This window comes from Bradyrhizobium sp. 147, assembly GCF_023073935.1.
Classification (GTDB): domain Bacteria; phylum Pseudomonadota; class Alphaproteobacteria; order Rhizobiales; family Xanthobacteraceae; genus Bradyrhizobium.
Genome location: NZ_JADPKL010000102.1, coordinates 25,757 through 45,986 on the forward strand (window position 1 = coordinate 25,757; position 20,230 = coordinate 45,986).

Below are 20,230 nucleotides of genomic sequence, written 5' to 3' on the forward strand. Positions count from 1 at the left end.
CATCCTCGGACCTGCCGCGACAAGCAACCGAGCGCCTCGGGTCGCTACACTTTCTTCGCTCCGATCAGACAGTCTCGTTCGACTCCAATCGCGATAAGGCCACGAATACGCGAAAATAAATAAATTAAATATGGTATAGGAGTCGGCCTCGCACTCAGATGGGCTCGCTGGGCGTTTCAGCAAACGATTTCTGTGGGCTGAGGCGGTGCCGCAATATTTCTGTGGGCTGAGGCGGTGCCGCAATAGAAGCCTGTTGAGACTCGCCGTCCGGCATGACATCAGAGAAACTCGCGACGATTTAATCGAATGAAAATCGCGCGATTATTGCAGTACCGTGCCTTGATGTGCTGGTTAAAAAAACCTCAGCCCGGCCCCCATCTGGTCCCAAAAAAGCCCATGGCGACCGGCACCTGAGACCAAGCTGATTAACCTTGAGGTAGTGGATACAGGTCGCACGACATCGCCCTCCGCGAACGACTTCGTCGTGGAGTACGTGTCGAAGAAGCTGAGAGAGCAGATTAAATGGCGGGATGGCCATCATGTCACGCTGATACCGGCAGGCGACACGCTTAAGTTGGCCAGGGCTCGGTGCGTAAAATCGACCTGACTTCTACTTCGCGTAACAGTAGGTCGACGACAGGGAAATCAAACTCGGGACTGCCTTGGTGATCTTCTTGGGGATCGTCACATAAGGCGCGTTTTCAAGGGCGGGAGTCATGACAAACTTTGAACGGTGGGGGGTAATCCCTCTGCCAGCAAGCCGTTATCGGATCCAACTTTCGCATTTGACGAGGTTTGGGGTAGTCGCAAGACAGTGGGCGGAAGAGGCCAAACTGCGGACGCAAGGGCCGATCGCCTGGGCAAAGCACCTCGTCGAAGTCTTGCGGCTACGACTGTTCTCCGGTTTCCCGCGGCCGACTGGTGACTATGATGAGTCGCAGTCGGAGATGACGGTTTTCCTGCGGTCTTGCCGTCGGATATTCTGGGCTCTCGCGGCCTTCAGCGGCATGAGCAATCTCCTCATGCTCACCGGCTCGTTTTTCATGTTGCAAGTCTACGATCGGGTGCTGCCCGGGCGCAGCATACCGACGTTGATCGCCTTGATGGTTCTGGCTGCGGTGCTTTACCTGTTTCAGGGCGGGCTCGACCTCGTCAGGAACAGGATCAGCGCCCGGGTCGGCCGGTATTTCGATGAAAAGCTCGGCGTTCGCATATTCGACGCGCTCGTTCGCCTGCCCTTGAAGACCAGGGCCGATGGCGATGGCTTGCAGCCGGTGCGGGATCTTGATCAGGTCCGCAGCTTCCTGTCGAGCGGAGGGCCGACGGCGCTGTTCGATCTGCCCTGGATGCCGATTTATCTCGGCGTTTGTTTTCTGTTTCACTTTTGGATCGGAGTCACTGCGCTGGCCGGCGCGCTGGTGCTTGTCGGCATTACGATGCTCACGGAAACCCGGACGCGGGGGCCGGCCAAGGCGTCCTCGCGCCTCGCAGTCTCCCGAACGGCACTGGCGCTCGAGGGCCGACGAAATGCCGAGGTTCTGCAGGCCATGGGCATGCGGCAGCAGGCGGCGCTGCGTTGGCGGGATGTCAATGCGAAGTATCTCGCGGCCCATGAGCGGGCCAGCGATGTCGCAAACGGGCTCGGGGGCGCCTCCAAGATCTTCCGAGCGATCCTGCAATCGCTGGTTCTTGCCGTCGGCGCAGTCCTCGTCATCAACCAGGAATCGACGGCCGGAATCATCATCGCCGGATCGATCCTCACCGCGCGAGCCTTGGCGCCTGTCGAGATGGCCATTGCGAACTGGAAAGGATTCGTCGCTGCACGGCAATCGGGACAACGGCTCGATGCTTTGCTGAAGCTTCTGCCCGGCGAGGAGGAGCGGCTGGCATTGCCTCCTCCTGTTGAAACTCTCACCGTCGAGCATCTCTATGTTGGCGCGCCAAACTCAGAGAGGCCTACCGTCAATGAAGTCTCGTTCCAACTACGGAGCGGGCAGGCGGTTGGAATCATTGGGCCGAGCGGATCTGGCAAATCGACGCTGGCGCGTGCGCTGGTGGGGGTATGGCCCAGCATTCGAGGCCGGATACGGCTGGACAACGCCGCACTCGATCACTGGTCTTCTGACGCCCTCGGCAAGCATATCGGTTACCTGCCTCAGGACGTCGAATTGTTCGACGGCAGCATCGCGATGAACATTGCGCGTTTCGATCCGCAGGCGACAGCCGCCGCTGTTCTGGAGGCCGCGCATGCGGCGGGCGCGCACAATCTCATCCTTTCGCTTCCGGACGGCTACAGCACGAAGATTGGCGAGGGGGGATTGGCGCTGTCCGCCGGACAGCGGCAGCGTATCGGACTCGCGCGTGCCTTCTACGGCAAACCCTTCCTGGTCGTGCTCGATGAGCCTTCCTCCAATCTCGATGCCGAGGGCGAGGAGGCCCTGACCGAGGCGATCCTGAACGTGCGCCGTCGTGGTGGGATTGTCGTCGTTGTCGCGCATCGTCCGAAGGCGCTCGAGGGCGTTGATCATGTCTTGTGCCTCGGGGAAGGCAGGGTTCAGTCCTTCGGCAAGAGAGAGGAAGTCCTGAAGAAAGTGTTGCGAACTCCTGTACCGCTCAAGGTGGTCGCGGAAGCTCAAGGAGGCAGCCGATGAACGGCGAAGTGGCACCGGCGATGCAGTCCATCCAGCGTTACATGATCGTCGGTATGATCATGTTTGGTCTGGTGACATTTGGGATCGGTGGTTGGGCGACCACGAGCCAATTGTCGGGCGCCGTAATCGCCCAAGGGGTGGTCGTGGTGGATTCGAGCGTCAAGAAGGTTCAGCACGCCACTGGCGGGATCGTGGGGGAACTGCGCGTGCGCCAGGGGGATCGGGTCAATGCAGGCGACGTTTTGATTCGTCTCGACGAGACTCAGACGCTGGCGAATGCGACGATCGTCACGAACAGCATCGATGAGCTGCTCGCGCGACAGGCTCGCCTCGAGGCCGAGCGCGATGGTGCCGAGCAGGTCGTGTTTCCTAAGGTGCTGCTCGACCGGGCCAAGGAGAACAACTCCGAGGCGAGCCGAGCAATTACCGCGGAGCGGAAGCTGTTTGACCTGCGTCGCCAGGCGAGGAGCGGCCAAAAGGCACAGCTGCAGGAGAAAAGCGCGCAGCTGGAAAATGAGATCAAGGGCTATACGGGTCAGACTGAAGCCAAGCAGAAGGAGGTCGATTTTATTCGCCAGGAGTTGGAAGGCGTGCGCAGCCTTTGGCAAAAGAATCTGGTGCCGATCACGCGGCTCAATTCCCTTGAGCGCGATGCCGCCCGCCTCGAAGGCGAACGCAGCCAGCTGGCTGGCATGATTGCTCAATCAAAGGGCAAGATCTCCGAAATCGGACTCCAGATCATTCAGATCGATCAGGACCTGCGGACGGAGGTCGGCAAGGACCTGATCGACACGCGCTCGAAACTCTCCGAGCTGGGCGAGCGCAAAACTGCGGCGGTTGACCAGTTGAACCGAATCGATATCAGGGCTCCACAATCCGGACGTGTCCACGAGCTCAGCGTCCACACGGTCGGGGGGGTGATCTCTCCCGGCGAGCAGATCATGCTGATCGTACCTGATGCGGACTCGCTTGCGGTCGAGGTCAAGATCGCACCGAAGGATATCGACCAGGTCTATGTGGGGCAAACCGCGACAATGCGTTTCGCAGCGTTCAACCAGAAGACCACGCCCGAAATCGACGGAGAGGTCAGCATGGTCTCGGCAGATATCACTCAGGATCAACGCGCCGGCACGAGTTACTACACGGGCCGCGTCCTGCTGAAGCCGGAAGAGCTGGCGAAGCTCGGCTCGGCCAAGCTCCTGCCAGGCATGCCAGTGGAGGTCTTCATCAAGACGTCAGGTCGGACCGCGCTGTCCTACCTGCTCAAGCCGCTGCAGGATCAGGCGGGGCGGGCATTCAAGGAGCGCTGAGGCATTGCGGAAGATAGGAGCGCTCGGTTGCACGCAATCGGGGCCGATGCCTCCTATCCGTGGAGTCGGCGCTGGAGCCAGCCTCCGAAGGCACGGCCTGTCCGGATGCGTCCGCATTAGGCGGGCCCGGCCCACGAAAGCTCATCACGAGCCGAGACCAAATCTGCGGCCTGGTTTGAAGACCCAACCGCGGCGTTCCGGTGATGTCAGGTCGCCGCACGAGACTGAGCGGCGCGAACATGGTGAGGTCGCGCCAGCTCCAATCAAACGCAGTAGATCGCGCGATTTTCGACGGATCGATCGTGGCGGATGCCTGCTGCCCTTGAGCGAGACGACCGATTGCTCGACCGATCGTCCCCTCAGGACGTCCATTCGCTTGGCGTACAGGGTCATCGCCGCTATGCTGGCAAGTATTATGGTTTCAGCCCCCAGAATGACGAACAGCTCACCTGGCATTTTAAGTCATTCCTACCTGAGAAATGCCAGTTTGAACGTTTGTTTCGATGGAAAACTAAATTCGTAACCACGATTATACTTTAGATCAAGTTGCCGCGGCTCCGGATAGGCTAAGCGCGTTCCGTGTTGAAATTTAGAGGCGGAAGCTGACCGCCGCTCCCTCGGGCACGCCATGCGCCCCGAGCAGGACTATTGCGCTCCCGATCATGTCGGTTTAGTCGGGTTTACGTCGACGCCTGATTATCCAATAGGCCGCATAGGCAACGGCGGCGATCGATAGCCCCGCGCCCGCGACCGGTCCAGGGGCGCCCTGTGCTGTTCCCTGACCGACGTAGGTGTAGCTTTGGTCAGGAGGAAAGAACAGAGTAGCCGTGAAATAGACGCCCGCCGGCACCGCTGCGGCCATCGTGAGGAAAATCGCAAGGACCCACCCCGGTAACGTCATATCTATTCTCCTTCACTTTCGCAGTTAAATATAAATATTTTCGCGGTATTTAATAATCAAATTTAAATGGCGTCAATATAAATCTTAGATGGATGCTTGTAGATAATACGCGCGCGACGATTTGACGCCGATGCATCAAAGCCCCGATGTCCGAGCCGGAGGGTTGAGTGCCCAGGAGTCCGCTGTCAATCACGCGGGACGATCTTGAAGTTCAGTCCATGGGAGCCGTTCTGCATTGCAGCCCAAGCTCTCCGCCACGTCGATGACGGGGGTGATGTGTCGAACGAATCCAAGTTCGCGAAGAAATCTCGACCACAGATAATAAAACACCGTCCAAGCTATCGGTTGTTGTGTGTACACTTCGCCTCGAAACACGACGAACGAGCGATCGGTTCCTGTTGCCAGATGTCGAACGAGATTTCGGTTCGATCCGTCGGGAGTAAGCTTAGCGACCTGCAATTGACAGGACGCTCTGTTGGCTCGGATAATCAGAGTGCCAGTCGTAATTTCATTGGTCGCCACGACGCTGAAGTGATTTCGTTCGAGGAATCTAACAAGATCCTCCCTTAGCTGGCCTGGATTTTCAAATGGTATTGCAATCTTCCATCCAGTGGCCAGCAACAGGACGGCGGCGATAAACCACTTAAACCGGGCGGAGGAGATCACGCCTTACCCCCAGCATGCAGAAGCCGACCGTCAGGCCCAGAATGGTCGTGTTCGCGACCGCCCCTCCCCACCAACTGTGGAACAGGGCGTAGTGCCATTGGCTCAACCCCATAAAGCTTATACGAGTGACATTCACCGCTACGACGGAGAAGCAAGCCATCAAACACCAGAATAGATCGTAAGCAGATTTCTTGTGGCTGACTAACTGGCTCACAGTTACCCAGCAAAGAAACGCAAGCGATACGTTCGCGAGCGAGGAACAGCCTGGCAGAATGACCAGAACGCCGGAAGCGTCGGCAAATTCGACGACGTCGCCGTTGCGAGGGGTGCGCAATATCCAACCAACGAGTGCGGCGTCGATCCGCAAAATTAGCTCAGCAAAGAAATGAAAGAACAGCCGGCTCCAAAGCATGGGCACGGTAACGGCCAGAAGGATAAGAGCGCCGCGCCGCGACGAGGAGGCATCGGACGTTTTGATGACGTAGAGACTGAGCGCGGTTACAGCCAGCCAGCTGGCTGGACCTACCGGTAGAATGGCGAGCAGCACAAAGGCCGCTCCCAAGACGAGTTCTGAAGAGCGAATCCCAACCGTTCGGTCTTGAAGAACGAAGGAAACTCCAGCGGCACATGATATCCAAACGATTACACTGATCTCGAACGTGCCGAGAAGCGCATCTAGCCATCCAAGTCCATGGACCGATTGAATGACGCGGGATGCGAGGCCACTGGCGCAGCCTAGAGCAAATAGTCCCGCGAAGAATCCACCACGAGTCAGGTCCTTCACCAGCGGCGATGCGCAACTACCAAGTATCGGTTCATCCGAAGCAGTCATAATGCAGTGCCTTGTGTCGCTTCAATCTAGCCGTGAAGGGCTCCGACGCCAACCGGAGTGCCATTGAGAACCCATGAGGTCTCTCCAAGAGCTTTGCGCAAGCCGCCGTCCAGCTCGGTCCGGCACTTCGGTGCGTCAGTTCGACCAACCAGCCGCCAAGCGACTGTGGCGTGGGCGCGTTGGCTATTCAGGGCACTGCTGCACACGAGGCTGCACGCAACGGCATTGCCGCATAAGCCTTGCCGCCGCGACATCCGGACTACCCCACTGCCTTGAAGGTCGCGACCTGCATCACCCATGCCGCAGAGCCCTGGAGAGATGCTGTCGCACTGTAGCTACCCGTCGCGGTTACGAACCGGTCCTGGGCAATATCAAGGTCAGGCGTTGTAATGACACGCGTGGTAAAGCCGCTGCCTGCCGCAGTGAACCCACCCGTCGTCGTTCCGGCGCCAAAAATGAGCTCATGGGCGGTGGAGGTTGTAACGGTCCCGGTGCTGGCTGAACTGGTGGTGCCTGACGCCGAGGTGCCGACATCAAAGGGATTGGTGAGAGCGAGACCGCCGTACTCCAGAGCGCGAATGTCCACGTATTGAGTCGCGGTGTTGAAGGTCACTGTTACAGTGTTGGCGCCGGCGGCGGCTTGCTTGATATTCGGGGCATAGTAGATGGCCTGGCTGATACCGCTGCCTCGCGCTGTCGGGACGGCGAGCTGATAGACATTGCCGGCCGAGTCCGTGACGGACGTGATATTCGATGTCGTGTTATTCCATCCGATCACGAGGATGTTCGTATTCCCTGTCGTCTGCGCGTTCGTGTAGGCGACCGATACCTGGGTCTGGTTGGTTTGCGGGGTGGCGGAAGTCACCTGGACGAATGCTAACGGTGCCGGGGTCGTAACGGCATTATAAATCGCAGTATAGGTCGCACCGCCGACGGGGGCTGTGATGATGTGATCTTGAGTGCCGCTATCCGACCACGATACGAAGTTGTAGGTCGTGCTTCCGAGGGTCGCGTTGCGCGCTTCGATCTCATGATTGAAGCCGATCAACGTGTCATAGGTAAACGGCGTCGTGCGCGCGATGCCGTCCAGATACAGTGTTAATCCGGCAGGCGACGTGTTGAAATTGAGATTGACCTTATCGGGGAAGATCGTGACGGATTGGCTCGACTGCAGCCCGCTGGAATCGGTCACGGTCAGCGTTATTCGATACCGCGTGAATCCGCTGAAATCGTGCCCGGAGGTCGGGATCGTGAACGTGCCGCTGGTCACGCCGATGATAGGAATACCCGGATGAACATGACCTTCGTGGAGGAAGTCGATATTCCAGGTATAGGCACTTGCGGGGAGTGTACCATCTTCGGCATCCGTCGCGGTGCCGCTGAATGTGATCACGTCGCCGGCCCTGAAGGTCGCGCCATCGGTTGGCGCAAGAAGGCTGACAACGGGACTATTGCCGACGCTGATTGCGATCGGAGTCGACAGCGTGGAATTGACTCCGTCGGAGACCGTCAGCCGCGCCTGATACGGACCGGAGACCGTATATGTGTGCGACGGGTTGGCCGCGGTCGAAGTCGCGCCGTCACCGAAGTTCCACGAATAGCTGAGAGGCTTTCCTTCCGGATCAGATGAACCGTTGCTGGAGAAGTTGACGGTGAGCGGGCTGGGCCCTTTCGTTGGTGATGCCGAAGCCGTCGCTACCGGAGGCAGATCCGATTGAATGAATTCGATGCGGCGGATTTTGCTCACGCCGAATGTGCCGCTGATATCGGAATAGCCGAGGTCGACATAGTAAAGCGCACCATCGGGGCCTTCGGTCAAGTAGACAATGTCGCCGTAGGGGCCATCTACCGAGCCGTCGGCTGGCTCGAAGTTGAAGACGCCGGTGACGTTTCCGTTGGCATCGAAGGTGAGGCGCTTGATCCAGTTCTGAGTGTAATCCGCGAAAAAGAAGCTGCCCTGATAGCTGCTTGGGAATTGTGTGCCGTGATAGACAAATCCAGCGACGACTGCGGCGTCGCGTCCATTGTGCGGGTAGTAGTAAGCTGGTGCAGTGTAGGCGGGATTCCCGTTCGGAGTTTCTACGTTCGGCCAGCCGTAATTGGCACCCTTCGCTCCGATGTCGAGTTCCTCGATTGCGGTTGAATAGGCGTTTCCGCCGACATCGCCAATGATCAGCCGCCCCGTGGGCGCGTCGTAGTAGGCGCGGAAGGGATTCCGCAGACCAAGCGCCCATACCGCATCGTAGTTCGGTCCGCTGCCATCATAGAACGGATTATCGGTGGGAACGGTGCCGTCCATGTTATATCGCAGGATCTTGCCGCGCGGCTTCGTGAGGTCCTGCGATTCGCCGGCCTGAAAATGCTCCCCGGTCGTGAGCAGGATCTTGCCGTCGTTGCTGAAGTTGATAGCTCCACCGTGGTGTTCGGCATTGGCAATTTCCGTATCCTGATAGATGACGAACTCACTGCCGGGAACGGTGCCCGTCAGCGCTGCGTTCGCTGTGAAGCGCGAGAAGCGATCCACGTTCGGTGTGCCCAGCGTGTAGAAAATGTAATAGTAATGATTGGTGTTGAAGTTGGGATCGAGTGCAATGTCATAGATGCCTTGCTGTACGCCCGCCGAGCCGATGTTGGTGAGTTGCAGGAAGGGCGTTGGATCTGGCGTGGTATAGGGCGGCGGCAATATCTTCACTGTGCCCGCAAGTTCCACCACCAGCATGCGGCCGTCGGGCAGGAATTTGATCGCGGTAGGTAGATTGAATCCCGTCGCCAGGATTTCGTTCTGGAAAAAGCTGCTGTTAGCGACGTTGACGGTTATCGGTGCTGACAACGTCGCATGTCCGTCTATGTCGGTCGCCATCGCAGCAATAGTGTGCGCGCCGTTGCTTGCCGTCCGCGTGTCCCATACAAGAGCGTATGGATCGGTCGCATCGGGGGAGCCGGTGGCCACATTGTCGATATAGAACTGCACATTGGCGATGCCGGTGTCGTCGGTTGCATCTGCAGTCACATTGACGATGCCGCTAACTTGCGCCCCATTGATTGGGGAATCTATCAAGACCTGCGGTGATCCGGTCGTCGGGTTACCGACGGGCGTCGTCATGTCCGATTGCACTTGGGCCAATGTCAGCGCGCGGTTGTAGATCCGCAGATCGTCGAGCGCTCCCTTGTAGAATTGCGCGGTCGAGGCATCCGCTCCGATGCGCATGGGATTTCCGCGCGCCGTGATCGTTGCCGACAGCGCCTGCGTGTTGACGAGGGTTCCGTTGACGTAGGTCTTGACCTGCGCACCATCGAAGGTGATGGCGAGGTGGGACCACTGGTTGAATGGCAAAGTGGTTCCTCCGGCGGCGACGAGCGCGCCGCTGGACGTCCCAATATAGAAATCGGTCTGATTGCCGCCGCGCAGTTCGAGTCCATATTGGTAGTAAGGCGACGACATAGTCGTATTCCAGAACTTCCCGATCACAACGGAGTCGCCGCTCGCGAGTGCCTGGGGATTGATCCACATCGACAGTGTAAGGGCATTACCGGAGATGTTCGTCGAAGCAGAGTTTGGAATGGAAATGAAGTCGTTGACTCCGTCAAAGCTCGCGGCGCGGCCGTTCTTGCCGGCTATCCAAGCAACGCCGTTGTTGAGTGTCGCTAGGTTCGACTGCCCTGAGGAGTCGCCCGCAGTCGTTCCGGATCCTTCATCGAACGAATAGGCAGCAACCAAACCCGGTGTTTGAGTGTTCGATACCGTGATGCTGACGGGTAGCGAAACGCCGGTGTTTCCGGAGTTATCCCGTGCGCGCGCCGTGATCGTGTGGACGCCATTGGCAAGCGTCGACGAGTCCCAGCTGATGCTGTAGGGCGACGTCGTGTCTTCCCCTCCGCCGACCGCGACATTGTCCACCAGGAAGGTCACGCCAGCCACTCCGACATTATCGGATGCATTGGCACTGATTGTAATCGTACCAGAGACGGTCGCAGATCCCGTCGGCGCGGTGATCGTGGCGGTGGGCAATGTCGTGTCGGGCGTCAGCGTCGTGGCACTGGCCGGCGCGGATTGTCCGGAGAGGTTCGATGCCGCGTCCCTCGCCCGCACGGTATAAGTGTAGGATGTGCCTGGCGACAGGCCGGTATCGCTGAACGTGGTCGTTGTCGGGGTACCAACTTGCGCACCATTGCGGAAGACCTGATAGCCGGTGACCGCAACGTTGTCGGTCGAGGCGTTCCACGAAAGATTGATCTGCGTTGTCGAAGCCGCGGTCGCCACCAGGCCTGTAGGAGTAGATGGCGGCGTAGCGTCCTGGCTGGCAGACGTCGTGAATGTGGCGTTTGAGCCGATCCTTTCGTTTCCGGCAGCGTCGATCGAACGGACGCGGTAATTGTAAGTAGTGTTGGGAGCAAGGCCGGTTAGCGCAACGCTGTGTGCCGTCACCAGGGCCGTATCTAGCGTCGTCGACGATCCGTAACCGGTCGTCAGCCCATACTCGACCCGCGAAGTCGCAGCTTCATTGGTCGTCCATGTGACTCGTGCGGTGCTGCCGGTAATATTCGTTGCCGTCTGCCCGGAGATCGTTGGTGCGGTTGTGTCGAGCACGATGGTATCTGTTGCCGCCGCGGACCAGTTGCCAGCGGCGTCCATGAACTGGACATAGACCGTCTTGGTGCCTCCCGTTGCGTTCGACAACGTCCAAGCCTTAGTCGGGGCGAAAGCTTCCGCCGTCGAATACGAACTCCCGCTGTTCGAGAAGCGCATCTGCTTGACGGAAGTCACTGCATCGGTCGCAGTGAGCGTAAGCGTGACTGAGGTGCTGTTGGTTGCCGCGGCGCCGCCGTTGATTGTCGCCGTACCGGTCGGCGCTTGATTATCGACCGTAACGTTGACCGGCGTCGAAGTGGTTATGTTGTTGGCAGCATCGCGTGCCTGCGCGGTCAGCGCATGCGAGCCGTTCGATGCCGTGGTCGTGGTCCATGAGACGCCGTACGGCGAGGTGGTATCCTCCGTACCGACCAGGGTGTTGCCATCGAGCAAAAACTTGACTCCGGCAACGCCGATGTTGTCCGACGCGCTCGCTGCGAGACTCACGGTGCCGGATACGATCGAGGCGGGAGGCGTGAAGGACACGGTCGGGGCAATCGTGTCTGCCGTTCCGGCGAGGGGAGTTGCCATATCGGTTTGGATCTGATCGGGGGTGAGCGCATGATTGGCGATGCGCACGTCATCGATAAGGCCAGGAAACTCGAATCCTGCACGGCCCGGCCGACTTCCGATATTCACGTTGGCCGTTGAATTCTGCTGGGAACTCGTGACCGTGCCGATCAACTGTCCGTTGTCGAGGACGCCATTGAGATAGACGTTCAAAGTTTGGCCAGCGGCGTCATAGACGCCGGCGACGTGATACCAAGTGTTGGGCTGCAACGCCGTCGCGCCGTAGCGGAACATCTGTCCGCCCGAGCTGTTGGTGAGCTTGAATCCGATCGTGCGAGGTCCAGTGTCCGCGGTGATGTCAAGCTGGTATCCGGATTCGCCCCAGGTTCGCTTGGATACAACGGGCGCATCGTCAGCGGGGAACGAGCGGACGTAAACCCACGCACTGAGAGTCATGCTGCCAGTCAGTTGCAGCGCAGTCGGATTCCCGAGATCGACGAAGTCGTTCACGCCGTCGAGTGCGACCGCATTGCCGTATCTTCCGGCTGTGAAGGTCGCACCGTTCGTGAGCGTGCCGACGATGCCGTGACCGGATGCATCTGCCGTTGTGGTGCCCGAGACCTCGTTGAAGGCGTAGCCTGCGGTGATGCCAAGAGGATCCGCGGCGAGCAGCATGCGCGGCTCGAGCGTCTCGATGATCAGCGGCGAATGACTAGCATCGCGTTTGCCATCGACGATCGTCTTGCGATCGCTCCTCGCGCTGCCGTGAATGCTCCGTCGCGCCAGATGGCCGAAAAAGCCCCAGGAACCCGACATCGTTGTCTCCGAATACCACAACCCGAAATCGTGCTAGATCATTTAATGTCTATTTAATGTCCATTTAAATAGTACCATAATGCACCGCCTTCGCTAGAGATTTATAAACTTTTTACATAAATAAAATAATATTTACGTGTGCTTCGGGTGGATGCGGGGACCATCATTCAGTCCCGGCGAAGCTGAGAATTCTGTTGAAACGAAGATCTTCGGCGAGGGCGGTCCGTCTGGCTCGCCCGTGAAGACGCTCGGCCGCGTGTTGGCCATAGCTGCGTAATACGCGTCCTAATGCTCCTTGAATTGGCTGCGTTCGTTTCGATCGTTTGCCTAATAACCGAAGAAGCTTCGGATTCATAAAGCGTCTGAAAAGCTCATCATCGAGCGCGACAATCGTTTCGTAGCTACCGGGGTCACCCTGGCGGCCAGCGCGCCCAAAGAGTTGGCGGTCGATGCGGCGGGACTCGTGATATTCGGTTAGGATGACATGCAAGCCGCCTCGGGTCCGGACCGCAGGATGTAGTTGTATGTCGGTGCCCCGGCCCGCCATGTTGGTAGCGACGGTAATGCGGCCCGGTTGACCCGCGCCCGCAATGATCTCGGCCTCGGCGTGGTCCTGTCGCGCGTTAAGAACCACGGATTCGAGTCCCGATCTGCTAAGCAACAGCGAAATTTGCTCAGAGGCGTCAACCGAGCGGGTCCCGACGAGCACGGCGCGACCTTTGCGAACGATATCGTGAACTGAATCGACCACGGCGTCCCATTTGAGGTTGGCCGTCGGAAACAAGCGTGTGCCGGCGTTCGCTCGTCGCAATGGCCGGTTTGTTGGAATCCTTACAACGCGGAGGCCATAGACGCCGTATAGTTCCCCTGCCGGCTCGGTCGCCGTCCCGGACATGCCGCAAAGATGCATGTAGCGCCGAAAGAAGCGTTGATAGGTTATTTGCGCAAGGGTGGTGCGTCGCTCCGTGATGGTGCAATGTTCCTTGGCTTCGATGAGCTGGTGAATGCCGCCTTCCCACGACCGGTCCGGCATGATGCGCCCGGTATACTCGTCGACGATCTGCACCTTGCCATCCGCGACGATATACTGGACGTCGCGTCGGTAGAGATGAAGTGCGGCAAGCGCATGCTGCGCGAGTTCTTCGCGCGCGCGCCGGATTGCCCATAGTCCTGGTAGTCCTGCAGCGAGCTGCGCGACCCGGCTCTCGCCGCGGGTGGTAAGCCGCACCGACTTCTCGTTTGCGCGCACATGAAAGTCGTCCCCGGACACCAGGCATCGAGCGAAATCTAGTGCGGTCTCGTGCAGGCCCCCGGCGTTCTCGGGCCCTTCTTGCGTTCCGGAGAGGATCAATGGCACACGGGCCTCATCGATCAGGACGCTGTCAGCCTCGTCTACGATCGCGAAATGCAGACCACGCAAAAGTGGTGATTGATGGTGGCTAGCAAGTCTGCTGTTGAATATTGTGTCGAGAGAAAGCCGAGAACGGGCACGGCGGGGGCCGAGCGCGAGCCGATCGCGGAGATAGTCGAACACAAGCTCCTTGTTGGTACAATAGGTGACGTCACTTGCGTAGGCTCTTTGCCGCTCCTGCTGCGACTGCCCGTGCTCGACGAGCCCGACCGTGAGATCGAGCGCATTGTAGATGGGTGCGAGCTGTTCGGCGTCGCGGCGCGCGAGATAGTCGTTGACCGTGATGATATGAACCGGACGGCCCATGAGTGCGGCGGTGATCGCCGGCAGCAGCGCCGTCAAGGTCTTGCCTTCACCGGTTTCCATTTCGGCGACCGCGCCTCCCATCATGGCAGCGCCGCCGAGCAATTGTACCGGAAAGAGACGCATCCCGACGTGACGACGCGCCGCCTCGCGCGCAAGCGCAAACGAACGCGCCATTTGATGCGAGTAGAGGGGAGTTGACAGCAATGATGCGCGCAGCTCCTCCGCAGTTTCGCGCAAACGCTGGTTCGTCAGAACAGCGAACTGCGGTTCCAGATCGCCGACCAACCGGGCAAAACGGACGAGGCGGTCACGCGCGATGGCCGGCTGCAGGAGGGGCAAGAGCCGGCCCCAAGCGTCGAGCAGGGCAGCATCGAGTCCAATCTCTCGGCGAGCGGCTTTCTCTGCATAGGGTGCGTCCACCGCCACCGAGGCCAGGCCGACGAAGTTTCGGTTGCGCTTGAGCATACGGATGCCCTTAGACCTGCAGCTGGGACAGCAGTAATTGTCGTAGACGGCGCCAGATCTGCTGGCCCGGCGGCTCCCAGTTGAAGTTGAAGCGGACGTAGGCGCGACCGCCGAATGCGGTGGCCGCCCGTGCATTTTCGGGCAGTACAAGATCAATTTGGAAGACGCGTTGCAGCGTCTTTACGCCTTCGGGATCGCCTGGATCGACGGCGAAAGCGCCGCCGCCGGCGCCCCCCAAAGCCCTGCTGGGAAGGACGTCACGGCCTGCCGGTATTTCGCGAATGGACTCAACGGTCACCGTCTCATCAGCGCGCTCTGCGAGTTTAACTTCGGCGCTCTGCAGCCGATGGCGAACGAGGTCGATGTCGTCCTGACGGATTGTTGCACGCACGATGCGTGAACCGGGAGCAAGTACGTAGCCGATCTGTTGCCCCTCGCGCAGGAAGCGTCCCGGCAGATCCTCTGGTTTCATAACGGCAAAGGTGCCCTCGCTGCGGCTGCGCACGATGAGGCGCGCGGCGCGATCGGTCACGCTCGCGAGCTCGGCGCGTACCTGCCCCAGTTCCGTCGTAGTGATCTCCGCGCTCGCGCGGTCAGTAAAGCGCTCGATCGCAAGCCTCGCCTCGAGTTCGGCGACGCGTGCGCGGAGAATTGCGAGTTCGCTCTTGAGTGTTGAGTCTTCGCTTTCGACCAGCGCTTCTCCGGCTGTGACGCTCATGCCCGGATGGACCAGAAGCGCGCGCGCGAAGCCGTCGGTTCTCGCGCGCACGATTGCATTCTCCGGCAACCAGACGACGCCTTCTGTCGTGGTGTAAGAAGGGACCGGAACTAGGAAAAGCATCAACCCGGTGGCCAGAATCATGCCGAAGGTCGCCGCCACGACGCGGCCGCGATTGCGATGAAGGCTCGGGCTCGCTAGCACGAACCACAGGGCCTTGCCGATCGGCAGCGCAACACCTGTTAGCAGGCTCCAGACCGCGATCGAGACGCCGAGGGCGAGATACTGCGAGGCGAGGAACATAGCGATCGCGAGCATCACGACCTGCCGGTAAAGGAAAGCAGTCGGTGCGTATAAAAGGAGCCAGACTCGCTCGCCAGCCGTGGCTACGAAATCCTTAGATCCATCCGCTCGAAACGCGTAGCGATTGACAATGTAGCTCCAGTACCGGGTAGCACGCTGCGCCAGGTTCGGGATTTCCAGCAGATCCGCGAGAATGTAGTAGCCGTCATATCGCAGGAGTGGATTGCCGTTGTATACCACGGTCGAGACACCAGCCACGGCCAGTGCGTCGAATGCGAGCGCGCGGACAAGTCCAGCCTCAACGGTAAGCCATACGTAAAGCGCGAGCGCAGCGAAGAACACTTCGACAATCATTCCGGCCGCGCCGACAAGAGCGCGCCTCCACTTGCTGCGGAATGCCGATGCGGCAGAGGCGTCGACATAGGGCAACGGGGCGAACACCAGGATCATGACTCCGAATTCGGGTACTGTTCCCCCGAACGCCGTGACCGCAAATCCGTGCCCAAATTCATGCAAGGTCTTGAGCAGGAGATACACCAGCGCGAGCGACAGAAGGTTGTCGGTGGCTAGGATTCGGTCGGAGGCGTCGGCTGTTAATTCCTGCCAGTGTTGTGCCGCGAACAGAGGCGCCGGCAACACCACCAGTAGCCACAGCAAGGCACCCGGCAACCCGAATAACCATTCTGCAAGCGGCCGGGTATGCTCGAAAAACCTGACCGGATGCCAGAGCGGAATCCGCAGGGCCAGCGGGTAGATCACGTTGCCGAGCCACCTGGAGCGTTTAGCTTTCGCGGCACGTGCGACCAGCGCACTTGCATCCGGAGTCACTTCGGTTTGTAACAGGTCAAAAGCGCTGAGTTCGGCCAACAATTGGGTGGCGTCGCTCTGGCTCGGCGCCTCCTCCGCAAGAGCGGATCCGACCTCGTGCCAGATTTGGTCAACCGTTCGCACGCCGTCCATCGCAGCCACGATCATGTAGCCGGCGGGCGACAAGCGGTGCATGCGGCCGGTCGCGTGATCCTGCACGACGTACCAAATGCAGCCCCGATACCGATGTCGGTGCACCGAGGTGTGGTCGCGAAGCTTCGGCCTGCGTTGCGCGACGCGATACCAGGACGAGCTTAGAAACGGGGCTGCGGTCATATTGCCCCTCTCACGGCAGGTACTTCCACGCGGCAAGTCGCAGCCAATCGATGATAGGATGCAGCCAGATCCACGCAATCGGGCGTCGTCCGGAATTGATCTTTGCAACGCCTTCCATCCCGGGGCGCAATGCAAGGCCCGCTTCCGAGAGGCGAGCCTCAATCCGAAAAGCGTTACGCCCTTCCTCGGCGAGCGTAACCGGCGTGATCTTGTTCAGGGTCATCGGCACCGGTTCGCCGGGCCTGCCTGCGAGTGCAACGGTGCCGCTCTGCCCGACCGCCACGAAGCGAACGTCACGTTCGTCGACCTGAACGATCAAACGATAGGAATTGAGCGGCGCCACCTCGAACAGCGTTTTTCCCTTCTCGACTGGAGAACCGAGCATCTGGCTGAGGTCGCCCGAGACGACGACACCGTCGAATGGAGCGAGGATCCGGGTGCGCGCGAGCTTCTCTTCCGCGAGTGCCAACTGCGCCTCCGCCTGCCGGATCTGCGGTTCCAGTACCACGAGGCCGTTGCGATTGTGCTTGGCGAGCGCCTCGCGATCGCGTTGAAGCAGCTTGTCGAGTTCGGCGCGCCACTTCAACCGATCGAGAACGAGATCCCGGTCGTCAAGCTGGGCGAGAAGGTCGCCCTGCCGCACCGTGTCGCCAGCTCGTGCCGGGGCCGCTCGAACAAATCCGTCGAACGGAGCCACAGCTGCGCGCTGCACTTCGGCCTCAAGCACCGATTTCGCGGTGACGCGGTGCTCGCCTTTCGCAAAGACCAAGGTTAGCGCAAGCACTATGACGCTGCCGACGCAGAGCTTGAGGGTCGGCCGCCGTGGGCCGAACAGTGCCGCGCATCCGTCGCCGATACCGTCAACCACACGTCCGCCCAAGAGCCGGTTCGCCCGCAGTTGCAAAGCGATCTGAGGTCCCAACAGCGTCGCGATCCCCTCTACCAACTTCAGCGTGTCGTCCGTAAAGGGGTCGGCGCGGTGACGTTCGAAAGTGAGAGCGCCGGCCGGTTCTCCATGGGGGCCGGCCAGTATAGCTGACATCGTCGACGAGCCGGACGCCTTTGCTTCCTCCGCCAGTGCCCGATGGGCGATGGCCACGACGCGTCCCATCGTCGGTAATGGCGGATAAACGACGCATCCACGCTGCTCGATCGCCTCTTCCATTGCGCTCTCGATCGCATTGACGAGGCGGCTCTCGCGTTTGAAGCTAGCCGAGAACGAAATCGCGCGCAGGCAGATTGTGCCATTCCGACCGACAATACCTAGCGATACGCGCTCGCACCGCAGGCGGGTTGTCAGCTCATTGACCACCGCGATTGCCATACCGCTCAGCCGCGGCTGCGCGTTCACTGTGACCAGGAGGTCGAGGCACGATACCGCTCGCGTTACGTCAGACGAGAGATCCTTAGTGTGCCTGGCCCAAGGCAATGCCTCGAGCCAGCCCGCACCCCAGCGCAATTGCTCCGCGACGATCGCCGGGGTGACCAGGGGCTTGGCGGCCGTCGTCGTCAATGCGATGGCTACAGCCGCAATCGGCTCGTTCGTAGTGCCGAGCGGCAGGGCGACTATCAGGGCCACAGGTTGCGCGGGCCTGGAATCAGGACCGACGCGACCCGGAGCAATGACCAAGCGGCGTTCCGCGTAGGCGGTTTCGGCCAGGCGCATGAGATCGCTGGCATCCACATCCCGAGGCGGCCACGTTACCGATAGTAACGGAGCAGTTGAATCCACCCGCCGCAGCAGCAACAGACCCGCTGACACGCCGGCAATACGGCTGCATTGCAGCGCCAACCAGGCCGAAACAAATGTCGCTTCGTTTCCCGCGTTCAGCAATCCTTGCCAGTGCGGCGATGTCGTCGCATCTGCGGGCACCTGCCGCAATTGCGGGGCGGGGCCGCCGCTTGCGCTCAAGTCGGGTTCAGACATGTGTTGTCCACAAGAGCGCCGACCAATGACTTTGGTGGTGTTGTCGGAGGGTGGCAGTCATCTTGTGCCAATCCATCGGCTATATTATTTTTTGAATATGCCATTTTAAGTTAATTAAATCCAATTAATATTATGTACAAATAGGGCAGAAGCGGAATTAGATGGGAACTCGCATGATGCGTCTGATTGAGGGAATTGCCCGCAGAGCTCAGCGGATGAATTACGTCGTTTTGTGCTTGTACCTACCGGTGGGGATCTTGCTTGCCGGTTCCGGTGCAAAGGCAGAGACCCCAGAAATCTCGACGGGGGAGCGAGAATTCAATTGCGTGATCGAGCCGCAACAAACCGTCAAGCTGGCGAGCCCCACAGTCGGCATGATCGCGCGCCTCGATGTTGATCGCGGCGATATCGTTCGGGAGGGCCAGATCATTGGCAAGATCGAAGATGGAGTCGAGGCCGCAACGCTGGCGCTCGCGCGGGCCCGCGCAACCAATGATGCTCCCGTGAAGTCGGCCGAAGCCCGCGCGCAGTTCCTGCGTCAAAAACATGAGCGTTTAAAGGAGCTTCATACAAGGTCCGTCAGTCCACTCGCTTCACTCCAGGAAGCCGAAGCGGAGGTGCAGGTTGCCGAGCAGCAACTCAAGGAGGCGCAACTCAACAGGGAGCTTGCTCGCTTGGAAGTCGCGCACGCCGAAGAGGTTGTGAATCAACGCGCGCTGCGCAGTCCGATCGACGGCGTGGTGGTCGAGCGGCTTCTCGTTCCGGGTGAATATCGAAATGACCAGAGCCCAGTCCTCACCCTCGCACAGATTGATCCGCTGAGGGTCGAAGTGTTCGTGCCCACCGCATATTTTGGTCAGATCCGTGCCGGCAGCAGAGCCAAGGTGCGACCGGAGCTGCCCATCGGGGGCGTCCATATTGCCTCTGTCACCGTTGTCGACCGCGTCCTCGACGCCGCCAGCGGAACGTTCGGGGTGCGTCTGGCCTTGCCAAACCCGCGTTTGGCGCTGCCTGGGGGAATTCGCTGCAAAGTCGGATTCGTGTTGGAGGGCGGCAATCCGGCTCTGATAGCTGGTGACGCGCCATCATCCTTTCAAAAATAGAGTGCGTCGATCATCGCCAGAGCCTGAGCGGTTGATTCTGGTGAGGCCGAAGTGCGGTTTACTAAGTCTCTGCAAGAAAAGGTTCACTTGTATTAATTTAATCGCGCCATTTATTGAATTTGATATTTAATATGACGCTGAGTTCTGTCGGAGACATCGAGTTCGTCGGCGAGATCGAATGCGATGGCAAGCCCATCGTGGTCGGGGCAGGGCCCATTTGGGCACGCGTCCTGTAGAATCCCTCTTGAGACAATCCACGCGCTCCCGATCTACTCGGACGCCCTCGAACGCGAGATCCGATTGGAGCGGCACTTGATTCTGGAACGGCTTGCCCCGCCCTCCGCGCACAGATTTCCCGCTGCGAGCGCATTACCCACTGATCAAGGGACCGCCGGTAGATTGCCGGAGGCGATCGAAAAGGCGCAGCCGTCATGATCGGTGTCGGGCGACGTGGAAAATTGACCCCCTGACGACACGAGGAATTGACCCCCTCGCGACACGGTCAGAACGGGGGTTTTATGCAGCGACTCAGTTCAGG

The 20,230-nt window shown here is 59.6% G+C and carries 9 protein-coding genes; 3 read left to right on the forward strand and 6 right to left on the reverse strand.

Features of this window, described 5'->3' with window-relative positions; genetic code table 11:
* Nucleotides 1-947: 947 nt before the first annotated feature.
* Both IVA87_RS26575 and IVA87_RS26580 read left to right on the forward strand, forming a co-directional pair.
* On the forward strand, nt 948-2,651 hold the full coding sequence (locus IVA87_RS26575; protein ID WP_247335794.1) for a type I secretion system permease/ATPase: 1,704 nt from the start codon (nt 948-950) through the stop codon (nt 2,649-2,651).
* A complete protein-coding gene (locus IVA87_RS26580) occupies nt 2,648-3,961 on the forward strand; it encodes an HlyD family type I secretion periplasmic adaptor subunit (protein WP_247335781.1) in 1,314 nt (437 codons plus the stop codon). The genes IVA87_RS26575 and IVA87_RS26580 overlap by 4 nt, the downstream gene beginning before the upstream one ends.
* A 670-nt stretch (nt 3,962-4,631) precedes the next feature.
* Here the strand turns inward: IVA87_RS26580 and IVA87_RS26585 are convergent.
* From IVA87_RS26585 to IVA87_RS26615, 6 genes are all read right to left on the reverse strand, one after another.
* Entirely contained in the window at nt 4,632-4,862 is a 231-nt protein-coding gene (locus IVA87_RS26585; RefSeq protein WP_247335783.1) for a hypothetical protein, read from the reverse strand.
* A gap of 643 nt (nt 4,863-5,505) precedes the next feature.
* The gene (locus IVA87_RS26590; protein WP_247335785.1) at nt 5,506-6,360 is read right to left on the reverse strand and encodes a hypothetical protein; all 855 of its coding nucleotides are present in this window, start codon (nt 6,358-6,360) and stop codon (nt 5,506-5,508) included.
* Nucleotides 6,361-6,619: 259 nt separating this feature from the next.
* Nucleotides 6,620-12,316 (reverse strand): LamG-like jellyroll fold domain-containing protein, encoded by a 5,697-nt coding sequence (locus IVA87_RS26600; protein WP_276017353.1) that lies wholly within the window; start codon nt 12,314-12,316, stop codon nt 6,620-6,622.
* A gap of 163 nt (nt 12,317-12,479) precedes the next feature.
* Nucleotides 12,480-14,498 (reverse strand): preprotein translocase subunit SecA, encoded by a 2,019-nt coding sequence (locus IVA87_RS26605; protein WP_247335787.1) that lies wholly within the window; start codon nt 14,496-14,498, stop codon nt 12,480-12,482.
* Between the two features lie 10 nt (nt 14,499-14,508).
* A complete protein-coding gene (locus IVA87_RS26610; protein ID WP_247335789.1) occupies nt 14,509-16,662 on the reverse strand; it encodes a peptidase M50 in 2,154 nt (717 codons plus the stop codon).
* Nucleotides 16,663-16,672: 10 nt separating this feature from the next.
* Nucleotides 16,673-18,589, reverse strand: a complete 1,917-nt coding sequence (locus tag IVA87_RS26615) for an HlyD family efflux transporter periplasmic adaptor subunit (RefSeq protein ID WP_247335790.1) — start codon at nt 18,587-18,589, stop codon at nt 16,673-16,675.
* A gap of 173 nt (nt 18,590-18,762) precedes the next feature.
* Here IVA87_RS26615 and IVA87_RS26620 point away from each other — a divergent pair, with 173 nt between their 5' ends.
* Nucleotides 18,763-19,692 carry an efflux RND transporter periplasmic adaptor subunit gene (locus IVA87_RS26620; RefSeq protein WP_247335792.1) on the forward strand — a complete coding sequence of 310 codons (930 nt, stop codon included), beginning with the start codon at nt 18,763-18,765 and terminating at the stop codon, nt 19,690-19,692.
* Nucleotides 19,693-20,230: the final 538 nt, after the last annotated feature.

Excerpts from the sequence above, each read along its gene's own strand:
- IVA87_RS26620 (WP_247335792.1), top strand. The coding sequence starts at position 18,763 with ATGATGCGTCTGATTGAGGGAATTGCCCGCAGAGCTCAGCGGATGAAT.
- IVA87_RS26585 (WP_247335783.1), bottom strand. The coding sequence starts at position 4,862 with ATGACGTTACCGGGGTGGGTCCTTGCGATTTTCCTCACGATGGCCGCA.
- IVA87_RS26580 (WP_247335781.1), top strand. The coding sequence starts at position 2,648 with ATGAACGGCGAAGTGGCACCGGCGATGCAGTCCATCCAGCGTTACATG.
- IVA87_RS26590 (WP_247335785.1), bottom strand. The coding sequence starts at position 6,360 with ATGACTGCTTCGGATGAACCGATACTTGGTAGTTGCGCATCGCCGCTG.
- IVA87_RS26615 (WP_247335790.1), bottom strand. The coding sequence starts at position 18,589 with ATGTCTGAACCCGACTTGAGCGCAAGCGGCGGCCCCGCCCCGCAATTG.
- IVA87_RS26575 (WP_247335794.1), top strand. The coding sequence starts at position 948 with ATGACGGTTTTCCTGCGGTCTTGCCGTCGGATATTCTGGGCTCTCGCG.
- IVA87_RS26610 (WP_247335789.1), bottom strand. The coding sequence starts at position 16,662 with ATGACCGCAGCCCCGTTTCTAAGCTCGTCCTGGTATCGCGTCGCGCAA.
- IVA87_RS26605 (WP_247335787.1), bottom strand. The coding sequence starts at position 14,498 with ATGCTCAAGCGCAACCGAAACTTCGTCGGCCTGGCCTCGGTGGCGGTG.
- IVA87_RS26600 (WP_276017353.1), bottom strand. The coding sequence starts at position 12,316 with ATGTCGGGTTCCTGGGGCTTTTTCGGCCATCTGGCGCGACGGAGCATT.